A 16,582-nucleotide genomic window follows, 5' to 3' on the forward strand; every position below is an offset into this window, starting at 1 on the left:
CCAGTTAACGACATAACCTGACTGTAGTCAAAACTTGCAAAGGTTAATTAAATCGCCATGGTAGCGGGTATGAGAAAAATGATCGTGTAAATCTCCGATCGGTAATAGGTAATAAACAAATTGCCGCAACTAATACCTAAAAAAAGAGATAATCATAATGCCACTGAGTGACTTTAAGAGAATCAGCGAAATATGAACGATGTAAAATTAAAAAGCCCCGACTTAACCGGCGCCAAAATAGCAACTGAATCAGAAAATACGTGGGATATTTGGACTCCTTCATGGAAACGTTCTGATCCTTTGGCAACTGAAACTGCAGACGACCCAACACCGCAAACGAAAAATGAATTCTCTGATATACCTGATTATTCGATTAACCCTAAAATACTTAATTTTTTTAAAAAGAAAAAGCTATTTTGTAGTTTACCCAACGACAAATTGCAATTTTGCAAGCAACCCGTAGAAGAGGCGTTGGCCAGAGTGCCGGTGCTTAAGTGTGCCAAAGACGACTTATCAGCGGTACCGATTATAATTGGCAAAAAATGTAAAAACAAAGATGCCGTTATCACCAAAAACGCCAATACACTTAAAGTGCTTGAACCTGCACCACTGCCAATTATTGCTCCCCAAGATGACATCGCACAAAAAGTCTTTGACCAAATGGTTGAGCGGCATAAGCAAGACAGTGAATTATATACAAAAACCATTAATGCCTATAAAGGACAGCTAACTAGCGCTATTGAATGTATTGAGGGGATCAATACTTATAAATATCCCAATATTGCAAAACTTTTTGACGAGCAAAAAAAGAAAAACAGCGCCATAAGTTTGGTGGTATTTTCACCACCAATTAGTGAATTATCACTTGTTTTACGTGTGATTAACAGCCAGGGTCACACCACCTATTATAACATCGGCACCGCAACTACGATTGGTGTTCCGTATGATCCCGCAGAAATTGCTGATCACACGAGCTTCTCACTTACCATGAAGAAACAAGGTCGTTGGTATTTAGATGCACCTTCAGGTGTGCCTGGCGTAAAATCACAAGTGGTAAAAGATTTATCTTTAGGTAAAATGAGCCTGGCTAACTTTGCTGCAATTGCGAGCGGCCAATTAAATCCAATAATCGAAGATCAAGAACAATGGCGTGGTTTATCGCTGTATCAAGTATTTAAAACAGATTGCGGCCCAATATATGAAATGCGCCAAAATGTACGCGAGCAATATAAAAAATTAATTGATAAAAATATAAAATCGCCTGATATCGTTGAATTACTTAAAGAATCACAAGAAACCCATGAAAAGCAGTTTGAACAATTTGATGCTGCGGTTAACAAAAATATAGTTAAAGCTAAAGAGACCATAAAAAAAGATTTTGGTGAGCAAGCCGTTCACAATTTTGAAGGGCATAGTCAACTTAAACCATTTATTTTTATTGATAAAGAATCAGGTATTCCCCAAGTACATTATATTTTTGAAATGCGTTTTAACGATGGACGAGGGGCACTGTTCGACCCGATTAACTCTGGCCTCTATATCGGTAAATGTGAAGTTTCATGGTCGCAGCAAATAACTGAGTTTGGTTTATTGATCACTGGCCAAACCTTAAATTCTCTGCAAATATTATCTCCCGGCCAATATTCGCTATTATCATCATTGGCTAATCAAGAATCGAGCAGCCATGAAAACGATAGTCATTATAAAGTGTTAGAGCAAAAAAATAAATTTGGCCGCGGGTTTATTATTTCCAAATCTAGCCCTGATTATCCAGCAACTATTGTCGATGCTACTGATTGGGTTGATGACGCCAAAATCGTAATTGGCGCTACGGGATCTACAATAAGCGGTAGCGGTGGTTTCATCACCCTTACTGATCCAGCCATAGGCATTCCCACTGTGGCCGTCGGTGCTAGCATAAGCTCGATAGCCTTTGGCATGGATTATTTTGAAGATAAGCAAGTGACCCGCAATCGTGATAATTTCGGCGATGCCATAATGGTAATATCACTTCTTAGCACCGCGGCATTTGCTTTCTGCCATCTACCTGGAATAAAAAGCACCAATTTTGCTGCGGGTGTTAAGGTGGCTACCGCTGTACCAATGTTAGCAATGCTCCCCACCGGCATTGTCTATGGTAGTATAAATCTCGACAAACAAATTAATTCAATAAATAACGCTGATTTACCTTCAGATATTAAACAACAATATATCCATAAGGCTGTATGGGATTTTGCTATAAATGAAGTTCTATTTAGTATAGGTCCGACTGCTCTAGGTATTCATCAAGCAATAAAAACCAAAGTTGCTAGTATGCCTAAAAAAGTTATAAACACTAGTGATGCTGATGTTCCGCCATTAGAAGCACCAACAATTAGGAAAAGAGATAAAGGCTACGTAGAGGCTATAGTATTCAGTGATGACGATGGCGTAGGTGCAACAGGCACGATAGGGCAAAGAAGAATTAATTATATGCAAGCCCGCGCCAGCTCATTATTAGGTAGAGCTAAAAGTCTATATATTGATATTGTGCTACTTATTAAAGAAGCTAGTAGCCTGCAAAAAGATGGTAACTCAAATTGGCAAAATCGCGTGAGAGCAGCTCAACCCTTAATAGCAGAAATGAATGACTTATTAATTACATACAATAGATATAGCAAAAGAAAAATAGATACTGATTTTCATCAATATGTTATTAATGTGGTAACACATTTTTCTAAATTAGCTGAAAAACTACCTGAGCATTGGCTAAATCAAAAACGTGTACCTTATATTGACGCCATAATCATAAGTAGAGAGGCACTTGCGCAAGATGCTTTTAGTTTTCATCTGCAAAATACGAAAAACAAAATTGCTTCTATGAGCGAAAGTGGGGCAAGACAAACAGTTATTGACGAGCTGACTAATGCATTTGCACAGCTGGATAATATGCAAATACAAGATATTCCTTTTCACGAATTGGCTGCCTTAAAAAACCAATTTAAAATTGAATTGTCTAGCCTTTATAAGTCAGCTCAACCAAATAAGGCTATTCAATATTTGCTAACTTGTTGTGATGGCGATGCTCATTTTAACATTGATTATATTGCAAATTTAAAAAATCCAAATGATTTTATTGCCGCCTTTAAATATTATTGCATCGACAATCTGAGAAGTGCTGATGATAGTAGCTATCAAATGATAATAGATAATATTATAGCTTTTGCAAACAGGCGTACTGAACTTGACGTTATTGTCTTGTTAGAGCATGTATTTTCTGACGGTTTTTTTGATACCGCTAAGATAAACGGTCGTATATATACTGCATTGTCTAATTATGTGATGCTTTTAAAAGGCGATACCGACTATTTATTGTATCGTTTATCTATGCTTAAACAAGGCCAAGGCAATTAAGCTAATATTAGCCCCCACCTGCCAGCTTTTTCGTTTTATTATAATTAAATATTAAAGATTAAAATAACCGCCGATTACTGTTTGCAACCCAATAGTAACACTATGATCAGCGCCATCTGGTACGATTAAGTCAAATGCTAACTGTGGCCCAGCACCAATAAAAAAATGTTGAGCAATATGCAGCAACAATGGTGCAAATATGTCTAATTGCACAAGCGTATATGAAAAATCACCAAACTGATGAATTATCGGTAACGAACCTTGCGCTAATAAAGAAATTTGTGGATTAAGCGCTAAATGATACGCTGCCATCGGTGCAAAACCAAGCTGAGTAGTACTGCTGCTTTCGCTGCCATTCATAGTTGCTACTTGCTCACTGTGGCGCTGCAATTTAAAACTACCACCGACAGCTAAATTATCCATGATAAAATATAATAATCCAGGATTGATACCTATTTCACTGGTACCATCACCAGCAGTATTGTACTTCATTGAAATAGAGCCAAAGGGAACAACTTGACCAGGATGACCAAAAGCTGCGCTACCACCACTCTGTGCTAAAGCAATAGTTGGTAATGCTAACATTGCAACAAATACAAAACTGATAAACCATTTACCCTGTTTCATTGAACCCCCTCTTATCAAAGTAACTTAAGAGTTTAGTACTTATGTTTGTAACTGTGATTAAAGTGAAGCTACTTAGTGGTAAGTACTGCACCTGTTGACGTTTAATTGGTTAAAAAAAATCTATTAATCAATCACATTATGTTTCAAAATCATAAAAAAAATAAATAACACCTATAATCGCGGTGATTTTAATCACACGCTTTTTTAAGTTTGCTACTGTTTAAATCACATTACTCTTGCATTGGTCTAGCTATTTTTGCGGTATTTTCAAGCATGTGCTGTAATATTTTAGTGAGTTCTTGTACTGAAAAAGGTTTCTCAACAATATCAACAGCGCCTCTACCTGTTGCTTGCAGTGGGCGAGCGCGTTCAGCAAAAGCCGTAACAAATAAAACTGGAATTTGTTCATATTCACTAGTGCCACGCATCCGCATAACTAAATCAATGCCTGTTTCGTTAGGCAAATCGATATCTAAAATCATTAAGTTGGGCTTTTTTGCCAATAAATCCCAGGCAGCAGGAACATTATCAGCGATAAAAACTTGGTGGCCTTGTGATTCAACAATTGTGGCAATCATTTTTGCGATGACATTATCATCATCCATTACTACCACAGTCGCCATTTTGATCTCCCTATCGTACTCTCCCACCCCATTATAAATAAAACGACCATCTCCATTATTTTGTTCAGATGAATCACTCAAACATGTGTTGAATAAAATTTAAATTTTCCCCTACCTCATTACAGCACAATACATTAAGAAAGCATATACTCAAATTTAAGGATTCTTACGCTATTTAAGGGGGTATCCCTAAATGTTATTGGAGATAAAAAATGATTAAACCTCATGGTTCATCGACTTTAAATGCTTTATATATTAACGATGCATATAAACGCCAACATCTTGAAAATGAAGCAAAAAATCTACCCAGCATTATAATCAATTCGGCCGCCGCCGCTAATGCAGTTATGCTTGGTGCTGGCTATTTTAACCCTTTAACAGGTTATATGGGACTTAGCGATGCTATATCAATCGCTGATAATATGCATACCAACGACGGACTTTTTTGGCCAATCCCCATAATAAATATGATTGAAGATGCAAGCGCTATAAAAAATGCCAAGCGACTTGCACTACGTGACCCTAATGTTGAAAGCAACCCGGTAATTGCAGTTATGGATATTGCCGCTATTGAAACAATATCCGAAGCGCAAATGCAGCATATGACCCAAAAAATATTCGGTACTTATGATGCAAATCATCCCGGCGTTAAAGCATTTACTAGCAGTGGTCGTACTTTGTTGTCAGGACCTATTCAGGTACTTAATTTTTCTTATTTTTCAAAAGAATTTCCTGAAACTTTTCGTACTGCAAAACAATTACGTGAAGAGATTGCCAAGCGAGGTTGGCAAAAAACCGTTGCCTTTCAAACACGCAACCCTATGCATCGAGCCCATGAAGAACTTTGTCGTATGGCTCTAACTGAGCTAAAAGCCGACGGTATTTTGATTCATATGCTTCTAGGGCATTTAAAAGCCGGTGATATTCCAGCAACCGTACGCGATGCCTCAATTCGCAAAATGGTTGAACTATATTTTCCTAAAGATACTGTGCTTATTGCAGGATATGGCTTTGATATGATGTATGCAGGCCCACGCGAAGCGGTTTTGCATGCGGTTTTTCGTCAAAATGCTGGTTGTACTCATTTAATTGTTGGGCGTGATCATGCAGGTGTTGGTTCATTTTATGGCCCCTTTGATGCACAAACTATATTTGATCATGAAGTGCCAGAGGGTGCATTAGAAATAAAAATATTCAAAGCTGACCATACCGCTTGGAGTAAAAAACTTGGGCGTGTAGTTATGTTGCGTGATGCCAGTGATCATAAACCCGAAGATTTCATTATGCTCTCAGGTACGAAAGTACGCGAGTTATTATCGCAAGGACAAGCACTACCACCCGAATTTAGTCGACCTGAAGTTGCGGCTATTTTGAGAGATTACTATCAAGCGACTTAAAAATTAATGGCACGAACTACACGAACCGCCAGAACAACTACCGCAACTACCTCCACTCTTGCTTGAGACAAAGCCGCTACTGGTTTTTATTGCTGTTACTGATAGTAATCGATGCACCTTATCACTTTGGCATTTAGGACATTGCACTTCTTTAGTGCTACTAAAAACCAATTCTTCAAACTCATTTTCACACTGCTCACATTTATATTCATAAATAGGCATCTTTTTTAAACTCCTTAAGATGATTTTTTTAATTTAAGATTAAATACATGCCGCAATATATAGTCACGTATGACACCTGGTATCAAACGTCGTAATAATGGCAAAACTTTAGCACCACGGCCTACACGTACCACTCGCGGTGGTCGTGGTTTTAAAATATAAGTTGCTACTTTATCAGCAAACTCACTAGTCGACATTGGTGATTCTTGTGACATATTTACCCGTCGACGAATACTTTCTAAAAAAGGCTTATATAAAGAATTATCGTTTTCATAACGACTTAAATCAACTTTAGCATTATCAGCAATTTTTGATTGCACCCGGCCTGGTTCTACCGAAATTACATCAACACCAAATGGTTTTAATTCAAGTCGTAAAACTTCACTAAGCATATGTACAGATGCTTTACTCATGCAATAAGCGCCAGCAAATGGCGTACCCAATATACCAACAATACTCCCAATATTAACTATGCGTCCACTGCGCTCCTGTATCATATGGGGGGCAACAGCCTGAATCATAGCGAGTGTACCAATTACATTAGTATCATAAATATTACTGACATCGTTAATAGATAACTCAGCTAAGGGACCAACGACACTAAAGCCTGCATTATTTATCAGCATATCTATGTGACCAAATTTATCAATCACTTCGTCGATTGCTTTATCGATACTTTGTTTATCAGTAACATCAAGAGGCAAAGTAATAACATCAGGATGCTTTGCCATTTCGGCTAAGTTATCAAGACAACGAGCAGTTGCCACAACTAATTGTCGACGACTAGCTAATTCGCTGGCTAATGCGAAACCTATACCTGATGAGCAACCAGTGATCAAAATTACTTGAGGTACCGATGCATTCATAAAATGGATCCTTGTAGATTAGTTTCAATAGCGGTTGCTAATTCTAACTGCTCATCAAGAACCGCACGCAAATGCTCGTCGCTGGTTAATGGATTTGCTAAAACTGCGCGCAAAGCCATTATAGGAACTTTACTACCGTAGTGAGTATGGGTTAGCAAGGTACGAGAGACAAAACCAGTGCCAAAGGTAAATTGTTGTTCTTGTATCTGTTTATTTACTTCATTAATATATTTGTTATTCGGCCCCTCAACGCCTGCATGGCCAATTCGCTGGCGTTGACTAATTGGAATATAGCGATATACCATAATATTTAGTTCTGGTTCTGCAAGTAATTCAAATTCAGGTCGCGCAATTATTTGTGCACGCATGGCTTTAGTCTTAGCCATACCCTGATCGATAAGCCAAGCAAGACCTCTACGCCCTAATGTCGCCAAGGCTGCATGTACATATAAAGATAAAGCAGGACGTGAACCTTCTAAGGTACGTTTACCAAGGTCTAGTGAAGCTTCTCGGGCAATATAGTTTGCTACTTTTTCAATACCAGTGGCGAGTTTAGGATTACGTAATAGTACAGTACCAAGACCAATTGGGGTGTATAGTTGTTTATGTCCATCAATAGTTACAGAGTCAGCGCGTTCAATTCCACTTAATAGATGTCGATATTGTTCAGAAAACAATACTGGTCCACCCCAAGCGGCATCGACATGCAAATGTATTTTATGTTCTTGTGCAATATCTGCAAGTTCATCTAACGGATCAACACTACCAACTTCTGTAGAACCAGCAAGACCGATTAGTGCAATTATGCATTCATTACGTTCATGGCATTGCGCAATTGTACAACGTAATTGCTTAGTATCAATTTTGCCGGCACTATTTACCGGTACACGAATTATTGCGTTCGCTCCCATACCCATGATATCGGCGGCTTTTTCAGCAGAAAAATGCATTAAAGTCGAACCGATAATAACCGCACGAGAAAACTTGTGTGTCTGCAATACAGAAGCAAAACCGGTATTATCAATTCCCTGATGATTTTTATTGGGTCCAAGTGCAGCATTGCGGGCGCACCATAAAGCCGCGATATTAGCTAGCGTGCCTCCGGTAACCATCATTCCTAAGGTACTTTGACTCGCTTGAGTATGTTCTTGATAAAAAGCTTCGTCTTGATTAAAAACAAGACGGTGCAACATTGCAATGGCTTGACGTTCATATAACGTTAACACACCTGAAGTCTCAACCTTAACAATATTTTGGTTAAGTACCGCTAATAACTGACTCATAACAAATACATAGCCAGGTAGTGCTGAAGTCATATGACCGATGAATTGTGGCGAGCTGGTTTTAACAGCTCGTGGAATAATTTCACGTAAAAGATGAGTAAAAAAACCCTGCGGTGGTATGGGGCTATTAGGAATCTGAGTATCATTAAAATCAGCAAAAACTTCAGATAAAGGAGGAGAACCTAGTTTACCTGGCTCGTGAAGAAATCGTGAAAGTTCTGACACTATTTGTGTAGCAGTGCCTTGGTTTGGTGAAAGCCAATTTTCAGCGCTAGCAAAAAGGTCGTAAATATATGTATCAACTTCATCTGACATACGACTAAACGACGCCTCCGATTTTCTATTTATTTTGGTTAGTTTTTATGTCGCAAAATGCGCGTTATAATAATCTATACCGCACACAAAAAGCTCTGCAATACTATCAAGAATTTGCTGCCAGTCACTACGTCGTCGTCTTAAAGTTGGTAACATAATTGCATCAGGCGTTAATAGTGGCCGCGCCATGCCTAATAAAACTGGATTTGGACCAAGTTCAACAAATATTCGACATCCTTGTTTATAAGCCGTACGAATACCTTGGGCAAAACGTACAGCTTGGCGAACATGACAACGCCAATAATGTGCGGTGCAAACATCAGAACTTGCTAATTCACCAGTCACATTAGAAACTAACTCAATGGTTGGCGTTGCATAAGTTATACTAGCAGCTACTGCTTCAAATTCATCAAGTATTGGTTCAACCAACGGTGAATGAAAAGCATGTGAGACTGTTAGCATAATTACTTTTGCACCATTTTGTTTCATATGTTCAGCTACAGCACTGACCCGTTCACCACCACCTGAAATAACTATAGCTTCATCACCATTAATTGCCGCTAGTGATATTTCATGACGATAAGGTTCAAGCTTATCAACAATTTTATCGGCACTTACCGCAATTGCCGCCATTTTGCCGTAAGGAGGCAAACTTTGCATAAGACGCGCGCGTGCGGCGATGAGTTTGATACCATCTGCAAAACTAAAAACACCTGCACGAGCTGCGGCGACGTATTCACCAATACTATGGCCTAAAACAAGATCAGGATTAATTCCCCATGCAGCAAAAACTTCTGCTAAAGCGTACTCGATGGCAAACAAAGCTGGCTGGGTGTAAAGGGTTTGATCGATTAAACTAGTATCTTCATTTTTACCCAAGATCACATCAATGAGAGGTACCTGCATTACACCAGCAAGAGCATCACTACAGACGTGCAGTGTCTCGCGAAATAACGGTTGCGTATTGTATAGCTCTTGCCCCATGCCAACGTACTGTGAACCCTGGCCGGTAAAAATAAAGGCCACTTTTGGCAATGGTTTATTAGCGACACCTTGATGAATAGTAGAATCATTTTGACCATTAAGATACGCTTGTAGTTTTGGTGCAGCTTCTGCAAAAGAAGATGCTGTAAAAGCTAAACGATGATTCTCTGTTGGTGTAGGGGCTTTAGCTTTTAAACAAGCATTAATAAAACTGGCATCATCTTTAATAACTTTCTGCAAATTTTCTACTTTAGTACGCAGATCATCATTATTTAACGCAGATATTGTCAATAAATGACGAGGTTGTTTTTCGATAGGATTCTGCCTTTCCACCAAGACTAGCCTCCATAAAGCAAAATGTGAATACCATGTATGCCATGTAACAACACTGGCCGTTTTACTCAAGCTTGAGCTAATAGCAGTTGCGGAAACTGCTATTAGCATAACGGAAATATGGAGTTAAGCGAAAGAAATCATTCGAAAAATAACGACGTTCCAAAATTAATGATGGTTTATATCAAGCCTTACCAAAAAAGCCTTGCAACTTCGTTACCTTGTTGATGCTATATGCGTGTAATTAAGGAGTGTCCCTGGAGACTGGTTTTTTACAATGTCCCTTAAAATTCTTACTCTTATCCCAGCACGCAGTGGCTCTAAAGGCTTACGGCATAAAAATGTGCAACAGGTTGGTGGTTTAACATTACTAGAGCGCACTATTAAATTAGCACAGGAAAGCATTCGCCACCGTGAACAATGGTCGATAGTTGTGAGTACTGATTCACCTGGTTATGCCAAAATTGCGTGCCTTGCAGGTGCCGAAGTTCCTTTTTTACGACCGCCATTTTTAGCAAACGACACTGCAAGATTAACAAAAGTAATTGCGCATGCTCTCATGTATATGCAAAACCAAAAACGTCCTTTTGATATGGTGATTATGCTGTCTCCAACAACACCTTTAACTTTACCTAAAGACGTACGAGCTGCGATTAATCTATATAAAAAACACCAAAGTGCTGTTATTTCAGTAACTACTGATCGTACTGCTCCTTCGTGGCGCTTTACAATTAATAATGGGCAACTACTTGCTCCAGCGAGACGCCGTATTGTGCATCGACAAGAAGAACCAAAAAGTTATGTATTAAATGGAGCTATATATATTGCAAGCCCACAGTGGCTAAAGCGCCATAAACAATTTTACGCTACAAGCGCGCGAGCTTTAATTATGCCACCAGAGCGGTCATTAGATATTGAAAATAAACATGATCTCAATATTGCACAGTTATTAATAGAGCAATCGAAAAAATCTGGCAGAATAAAAAAGAGTTGATATAACTAAATATGCAAATAAAAAATATCGTGCAGCAAATTGCATTGATTGGACTTATTGGTATTTTTTTATTCATTTATAGACTCAACTGTGGTTTTAGGTAGTTGTGGTTTTGTGGGCATTACCCCTTGGATTAAACGTAGTTTTGTAAGCCTGCCTTGTTTATCGGTCCCTTGAATAATAATCTTGGCTTTTGGTAGAAATTTTTCCAATACTTCGATTAGAGTGCGGTCTTTCATAATCTTAGGAGAACGAATATATTCATCATATACTTTCAGAAAACGTTCTGACTCGCCTTGAGCGCCAGTAGTGCGTCGATATTTATACGATTTTGCTTGTTCAATAAGATTTAGAGCTTTTGTATTAGCTTCTGGGATTACAGTATTACGATGTGCTTCAGCCATATGGTTAGAAGTTTTCATTTCTTCACGAGCATTAGCTACATCTTCAAACGCCTGCCTTGTTGTAATAGGTGGTACAGCCATGCTTGTTGAAACGCTAGCAATTGAAAAACCAAGCGAGGCTTTATTTATTGCATCGGTAAGATTTTTATGAATTTCATGTTCAGTATCAATCTTTCCAGTAGTTAAAAGTGTATCTACTTTACGGTTTGCTACTATTTTAAGAATTACGCTGCGGGAAATTTGTTCTAATATCTTTTCAGGTTTTTCACAGCTAAATAGATATTTTTGTGGTTCGGAAATACGGTATTGGATGATATAACGATTGTGAATGATATTTTTATCGCCGGTTATCGCGTAAATTGGTAAGTCAGTAGCGTTAGAGAGATTTGTTGACCAAAAACCAACTTCTATGCTTTTTATTTCTTTAATTTTAATTTTATCAACAGTATCTATTGGCCACGGTAATGCATAATATATTCCTGGATTAACAAGCTCATAAAATTTTCCAAACCGACGAATTACTGCTTGCTCATTAGTTTCGATTTGGCAAACACCTGAGGCAATATAGAATACTATTAATATAGCTAGAGCGATATAAATAATACGATGTATATTTTGTAACACCGTATGCTTTTCATCTTTTAATATATTTAGTAGTGTCATTGGCGTAAATATTTAAATAGTTCAGAATCTTCGGTTAGCACTAATGTCGATTTTTCATCGAGAATTTTATGATAACTTTCTAGTGTTCGCCAAAACTGATAAAAATCGGGATCTTTCGAAAATGCTTGTGAGTATATTTTAGCCGCCTCTGCATCACCCTCACCACGAATGATCTGCGCGTTTTGATAAGCTTCGGAAATAATATCGCTTTTCTCACGATCAGCAGCGGCGATTATCGCTGCAGCTTTTTCTTGGCCTTCAGCACGATATTTATTTGCTATTGCTTTTCTTTCTGCACGCATTCTTTCATATACAGCAAAAGCATTGTCATTTGGCAGTGCTAAACGACTAACACCGAAGTCAATAATTTTAACACCAAAGTATTTTGAAGCTGCTTGTGCAATTTGCTTTTGTATGCGTGATTCCATATTGTGAATCATTATTTCTTTGGTAGTCGAAAAAAGCATATCAAATTCAAAGTCACCAACTGCAGCACCACCCTTTGCGGTTAAGATGTCATCGAGTTTTTCTTCCCAAACGGTGTTTGTTTCAACTGATGAAAAGAAAACCAATGGGTCTTCGACTTGCCAAGTAACATAACATTGGACAACAATATTCTTTTTATCTTTGGTTAATAACTCAATTAAACGCCCCTCATAAATTTTAATACGATTGTCAATGCGATGAACTTTATCAACTAAAGGCATTTTAAAATGCAAACCAGGTTGTGGATTATAAGAAAGCGCTTTACCGAAACGAGTTAATACAATATGTTCTGTCTGGTTAACAAAATAGGTAATTGAAAATGCAAATAATATTAAGACTAGCAGAGATAAAGATATCCACATCCATCGTTTCATGGTTCAACCTCTTCCGCTCCAAAAAGAGACATAGCTTCGGCTGGATTTTGCTGAGGCATTGTCATCGAGTTGTTACCGTTAGAAATCAGAAAAAGTTCAAGTGCCTCTTTTGTCGTTTCTTTTGGTACAATATATTTTTCACGGCCAACTAATACTTTTTCAATAGTTTCAAGATATAATCTTCGGTGAGTTATTTTTGGAGAGGCATGATATTCTTTAAGTAATTTTAAGAAACGTTGACTTTCACCTTTGCTCGCTAATATTTTTTTATTGCTTTGTGCGTGGGTAATTAATTCTGTAGTTTTTGCTTTACCACGTTCACGAGGGATAAGATCATTTCGATAACCCTGCGCATCATTTATATAAGTTTCATACTCAACAGTTGCACTAACCACTGCTTCAAATTCTTCTGCAACATTAGTTGGTGGATGCATATCACGCAGATTTAGCATTTGTAAATCTATACCAAGTGAGCCTGGATAGCTTTGCAGCATATCTTTCATCTCACTCAATAATTCATTCTCGAGCTTACCGCGCTCGATCGTGATAGAAGGAAAAAATTGTTGATGAGCAAAGTGATTAAGTAAAACAGTATAGCCTATCTTACGCAGAATTATTTCAGGTTGATCGGCAGCATATAAAAATACTAAAGGATCGATAATGCGATAATGTAACGTCATGCCAACATCGACAAAAATAGTTTCACCAGTAAGAATATTATGTTCTCTAACATAATGAACATTTGTCCATAGTAGCGTACGACTTGAAGGGTTTATTTCAGAACCAATTACTAGACTACGTACACGCTGTGTATCAAGTTTTTGCACTTTACCTATTGGCCACGGCCAGCAATAATGCAGGCCCGGTTTAAAAATAATGATTTTATTATCTTTAGAAATAGGTTTACCAAAACGTTCAATAATAGCTTGTTGATAGCTTTCAACAGTAAAGAATCCAGAAATAAAATATACAAATAAAACAGCGATGATACAGAGAGTCGAAAGAAATATACCAACTTTTTTTTCTCGTTTTAAATCTGCTTCGGATATTTGTAATATGTTAGAAATGAACGAGACAATATGCTTCCATAGAAAAGTTAAAAGTCGTCGCCAAAGATTTATACTCCAAGTTGAATAAACTAACACTAAAGAATCTTCTTTACTGACTATGTCGCGATAAACCGCAATAAAAACTTTTATAGCTTCTACCAGAATAAATATTACAAGCAGTCCTGATACAAAACGATCAATAGGCAAGGAAAGGCTTTCACTAAACAATGCAACCGCAACGATTAGGCTGCAATACGCATCGACGCGTGCATGACGACCATCGGCAATAAGCGCTGAAGCCTGTTCTTTATTACCAACAGAAAGCTCCAAACGTGATAATAAAAGTGAAACAAGTGCTAAAAAGAGCATTACTAGACCGGCAAGTGCAGGATTTTTTACAATCACTTGCTTATAGGTAAAAACTTCGGTGCTAATGCCTATTCCTACTGAAAAAAGAAAAATTCCGATAATGATAGCTACTTTGCGTTGAAGATGTTTAGTAAAAAATAAGATAATTTTAGAATTAGATTTGGGTGTGGATTTATATTTATTATCAATTCTTACTGCTAAATAAACGGCAATAGAAGAACCAATATCAGAAAATGAATGAAAGGCTTCGGCAAGTAAAGCTAGACTTCCGCTAAATATTGCAAGCAAAAATTTAATCAATGTTAATGAAAAATTGATACTAATGGCTATCAAGCCGACTGTTTGAGCTTTACCTCGATCAATATGCATAGTTTGCTCAATATAATTTGTTGTTTTAGCGGACATTATTCCTTTGGGTTAGCAAAAGTAAAGGTTAATCCCGCCAAATGATGCTGCATTGATATTCTCAAGTACACGACAGTTGCCCATTCTTCTTCCTGTCATTGGACCGTATCCCATAGGTCCCATAGCGTTTCTGTTTGGCATTTGAAATATCCTTTCTTCGTTTTTGTTAAATTTTTATAGCTTTATTTAATATTAAAACGTCCATCTTTTAATGGAAGCTCAATTCCTAGTTGCTTTATTTTTCTATAGAGGGTGCTTTTATGCATACCCAGTTCGCGAGCTACTTTTCGTCGATTGCCATTATTGCGGTTGATGGCATCACGTATTGTTTGAGCTTCAACAACAGTTACAACATCATGCATTTTACGTTTGTATTCACTATGAAACGAAATGGGCATCATTTCTTTTGGTAAATGGTCCAGTTCTATTTGCCCATCATGGCAAAGCATAAAACCATGTTCGATAATATTTGATAGTTCACGGACATTACCTGGAAAATTATGCGCCATAAGTACAGCCATAACATCAGGGCTTGCACCGGTTATATTTTTATTTTGAATAGCATTGAATACGGTAATGAAATGCGAAACGAGTAATGGTATATCTTCACGACGTTTGCACAGTGGTGGCAATTCTAGTTTCATAACTTTTATGCGATAATATAAATCTTGGCGAAATTCTCCATGTCCTACAAGTTTAGCCAAATCGCGGTTAGTAGCTGTAATGAGGCGAACGTTTGTTGTTTCAGATTTAGTAGCACCAAGAGGTTCATACTGCTTTTCTTGTAATACTCTTAGAAGCTTAACTTGCAAAGCGGGGCTGACTTCACCGATTTCATCTAAAAATAAGGTGCCACGGTTTGCCAGGGCAAAACGTCCAGGTTTATCTTTATTTGCTCCAGTAAAAGCCCCGCTTTTATAACCAAATAACTCAGACTCTAGTAGTGTATCAGGAAGGGCTCCGCAGTTTACGGCAATAAATGGGCCGTTACGGCGGTTACTCAGTCCGTGAATAGCGCGAGCAATAAGTTCTTTGCCTGTACCTGTTTCACCTTGTATTAATATAGTACTTTCGCTTTCTGCTATACGAGGCAGAACTTCAAGTATACGACGCATTGAATTGCTGCGACTGAAAATATCGCCTACTTGAAAGCGGCCTTTAATTTCTTTGCGTAATTCTTCAATCAAACTCAAATCGCGAAAAGTTTCAGCACCGCCACATACTTTACCATTGGTGTCACGAAGCAGGGCGGTAGATACGCTAATAGGAATACGTTTACCTTGGGCGTTGACAATAAACGCTGTTTTATTAACTACCGGAATTTTAGTTTTTAAGGTATGACGCAAAGCACATTCTGTTTCACACATACTTGCACGAAATACATCAGAGCACCGACGTCCGAGAGCATCGGTACGTGAGACACCAGTTATTTGCTCGGCCGCTCGATTAAATGACGTTATACGCCACGAATCATCAACGGTGAAAACACCATCTGAAATACTTTCAAGAATAGATTCAGTGGAAACCGCTGAAATTTTAGCCAAGGTTGATACCGAAGTTTTACTAAGCTTGCTCATGCCCACCTTTGTTGTTTTCGCATTTTACTAATTCGATACCAAGTTTTTCTGCATTTGTAAAAATATGTTCATCGCGATATAACTCATCAAATAATATGCGATTAATACCTGCATTGGCAATGATTTTGCAGCAAAAGGCTGCAGCAAATGGCAGCAAATGTGTCAAACGATATAAATTACATAAATTAAATACAACTAGATATAAAAGTTGTCTTCTA

15 protein-coding genes are annotated in these 16,582 nt (G+C 37.9%); 3 read left to right on the top strand and 12 right to left on the bottom strand.

What is annotated here, in order from left to right; all coding sequences use genetic code 11:
• Window positions 1-192: 192 nt before the first annotated feature.
• Window positions 193-3,393, top strand: a complete 3,201-nt coding sequence (locus JW841_16860) for a hypothetical protein (protein ID MBN1962605.1) — start codon at window positions 193-195, stop codon at window positions 3,391-3,393.
• A gap of 51 nt (window positions 3,394-3,444) precedes the next feature.
• Here the strand turns inward: JW841_16860 and JW841_16865 are convergent, their stop codons facing one another.
• Both JW841_16865 and JW841_16870 read right to left on the bottom strand, forming a co-directional pair.
• A complete protein-coding gene (locus JW841_16865; GenBank protein MBN1962606.1) occupies window positions 3,445-4,020 on the bottom strand; it encodes a hypothetical protein in 576 nt (191 codons plus the stop codon).
• 230 nt (window positions 4,021-4,250) lie between these two features.
• Window positions 4,251-4,643, bottom strand: coding sequence for a response regulator (locus JW841_16870; GenBank protein ID MBN1962607.1), 393 nt, complete (start codon window positions 4,641-4,643; stop codon window positions 4,251-4,253).
• 212 nt (window positions 4,644-4,855) lie between these two features.
• On the opposite strand from JW841_16870, the gene sat reads away from it, so the two are divergent.
• Complete coding sequence (gene sat, locus JW841_16875) at window positions 4,856-6,040, top strand: sulfate adenylyltransferase (GenBank protein MBN1962608.1); 1,185 nt, start codon at window positions 4,856-4,858, stop codon at window positions 6,038-6,040.
• Window positions 6,041-6,043: 3 nt separating this feature from the next.
• Here sat and JW841_16880 read toward each other — a convergent pair whose 3' ends face one another.
• Genes JW841_16880 through JW841_16895 form a run of 4 tightly spaced genes read right to left on the bottom strand, consistent with a single transcriptional unit; the run spans window position 6,044 to window position 10,043 of the window.
• The gene (locus JW841_16880; protein MBN1962609.1) at window positions 6,044-6,262 is read right to left on the bottom strand and encodes a zinc ribbon domain-containing protein; all 219 of its coding nucleotides are present in this window, start codon (window positions 6,260-6,262) and stop codon (window positions 6,044-6,046) included.
• Window positions 6,263-6,276: 14 nt separating this feature from the next.
• Window positions 6,277-7,128, bottom strand: coding sequence for an SDR family oxidoreductase (locus tag JW841_16885; protein ID MBN1962610.1), 852 nt, complete (start codon window positions 7,126-7,128; stop codon window positions 6,277-6,279).
• Window positions 7,125-8,726 carry an aminotransferase class V-fold PLP-dependent enzyme gene (locus JW841_16890; GenBank protein MBN1962611.1) on the bottom strand — a complete coding sequence of 534 codons (1,602 nt, stop codon included), beginning with the start codon at window positions 8,724-8,726 and terminating at the stop codon, window positions 7,125-7,127. Before JW841_16890 ends, JW841_16885 begins: the two co-directional genes overlap by 4 nt.
• 45 nt (window positions 8,727-8,771) lie before the next feature.
• Window positions 8,772-10,043 (bottom strand): acyltransferase domain-containing protein, encoded by a 1,272-nt coding sequence (locus JW841_16895; protein ID MBN1962612.1) that lies wholly within the window; start codon window positions 10,041-10,043, stop codon window positions 8,772-8,774.
• 277 nt (window positions 10,044-10,320) lie between these two features.
• Between JW841_16895 and JW841_16900 the strand changes: the two genes are divergently transcribed.
• Window positions 10,321-11,037, top strand: coding sequence for an acylneuraminate cytidylyltransferase family protein (locus JW841_16900; protein ID MBN1962613.1), 717 nt, complete (start codon window positions 10,321-10,323; stop codon window positions 11,035-11,037).
• Between the two features lie 68 nt (window positions 11,038-11,105).
• Here JW841_16900 and hflK read toward each other — a convergent pair whose 3' ends face one another.
• From hflK to JW841_16930, 6 genes are all read right to left on the bottom strand, one after another.
• On the bottom strand, window positions 11,106-12,104 hold the full coding sequence (hflK, locus tag JW841_16905; GenBank protein MBN1962614.1) for an FtsH protease activity modulator HflK: 999 nt from the start codon (window positions 12,102-12,104) through the stop codon (window positions 11,106-11,108).
• Entirely contained in the window at window positions 12,101-12,964 is an 864-nt protein-coding gene (gene hflC / locus JW841_16910; protein ID MBN1962615.1) for a protease modulator HflC, read from the bottom strand. The genes hflK and hflC overlap by 4 nt, the downstream gene beginning before the upstream one ends.
• A complete protein-coding gene (locus tag JW841_16915; GenBank protein MBN1962616.1) occupies window positions 12,961-14,751 on the bottom strand; it encodes a protease modulator HflK family protein in 1,791 nt (596 codons plus the stop codon). Before JW841_16915 ends, hflC begins: the two co-directional genes overlap by 4 nt.
• 48 nt (window positions 14,752-14,799) lie before the next feature.
• Entirely contained in the window at window positions 14,800-14,928 is a 129-nt protein-coding gene (locus tag JW841_16920) for a DUF5320 domain-containing protein (protein MBN1962617.1), read from the bottom strand.
• 41 nt (window positions 14,929-14,969) lie between these two features.
• Window positions 14,970-16,364 carry a sigma 54-interacting transcriptional regulator gene (locus JW841_16925; protein ID MBN1962618.1) on the bottom strand — a complete coding sequence of 465 codons (1,395 nt, stop codon included), beginning with the start codon at window positions 16,362-16,364 and terminating at the stop codon, window positions 14,970-14,972.
• Window positions 16,351-16,582 (bottom strand): hypothetical protein (locus JW841_16930; protein MBN1962619.1); only part of this gene is annotated, 232 nt, incomplete at its 5' end. The genes JW841_16925 and JW841_16930, both read right to left, overlap by 14 nt.

It is taken from the genome of Deltaproteobacteria bacterium (genome assembly GCA_016931625.1).
In the GTDB taxonomy this organism is placed as follows: domain Bacteria; phylum Myxococcota; class XYA12-FULL-58-9; order XYA12-FULL-58-9; family JAFGEK01; genus JAFGEK01.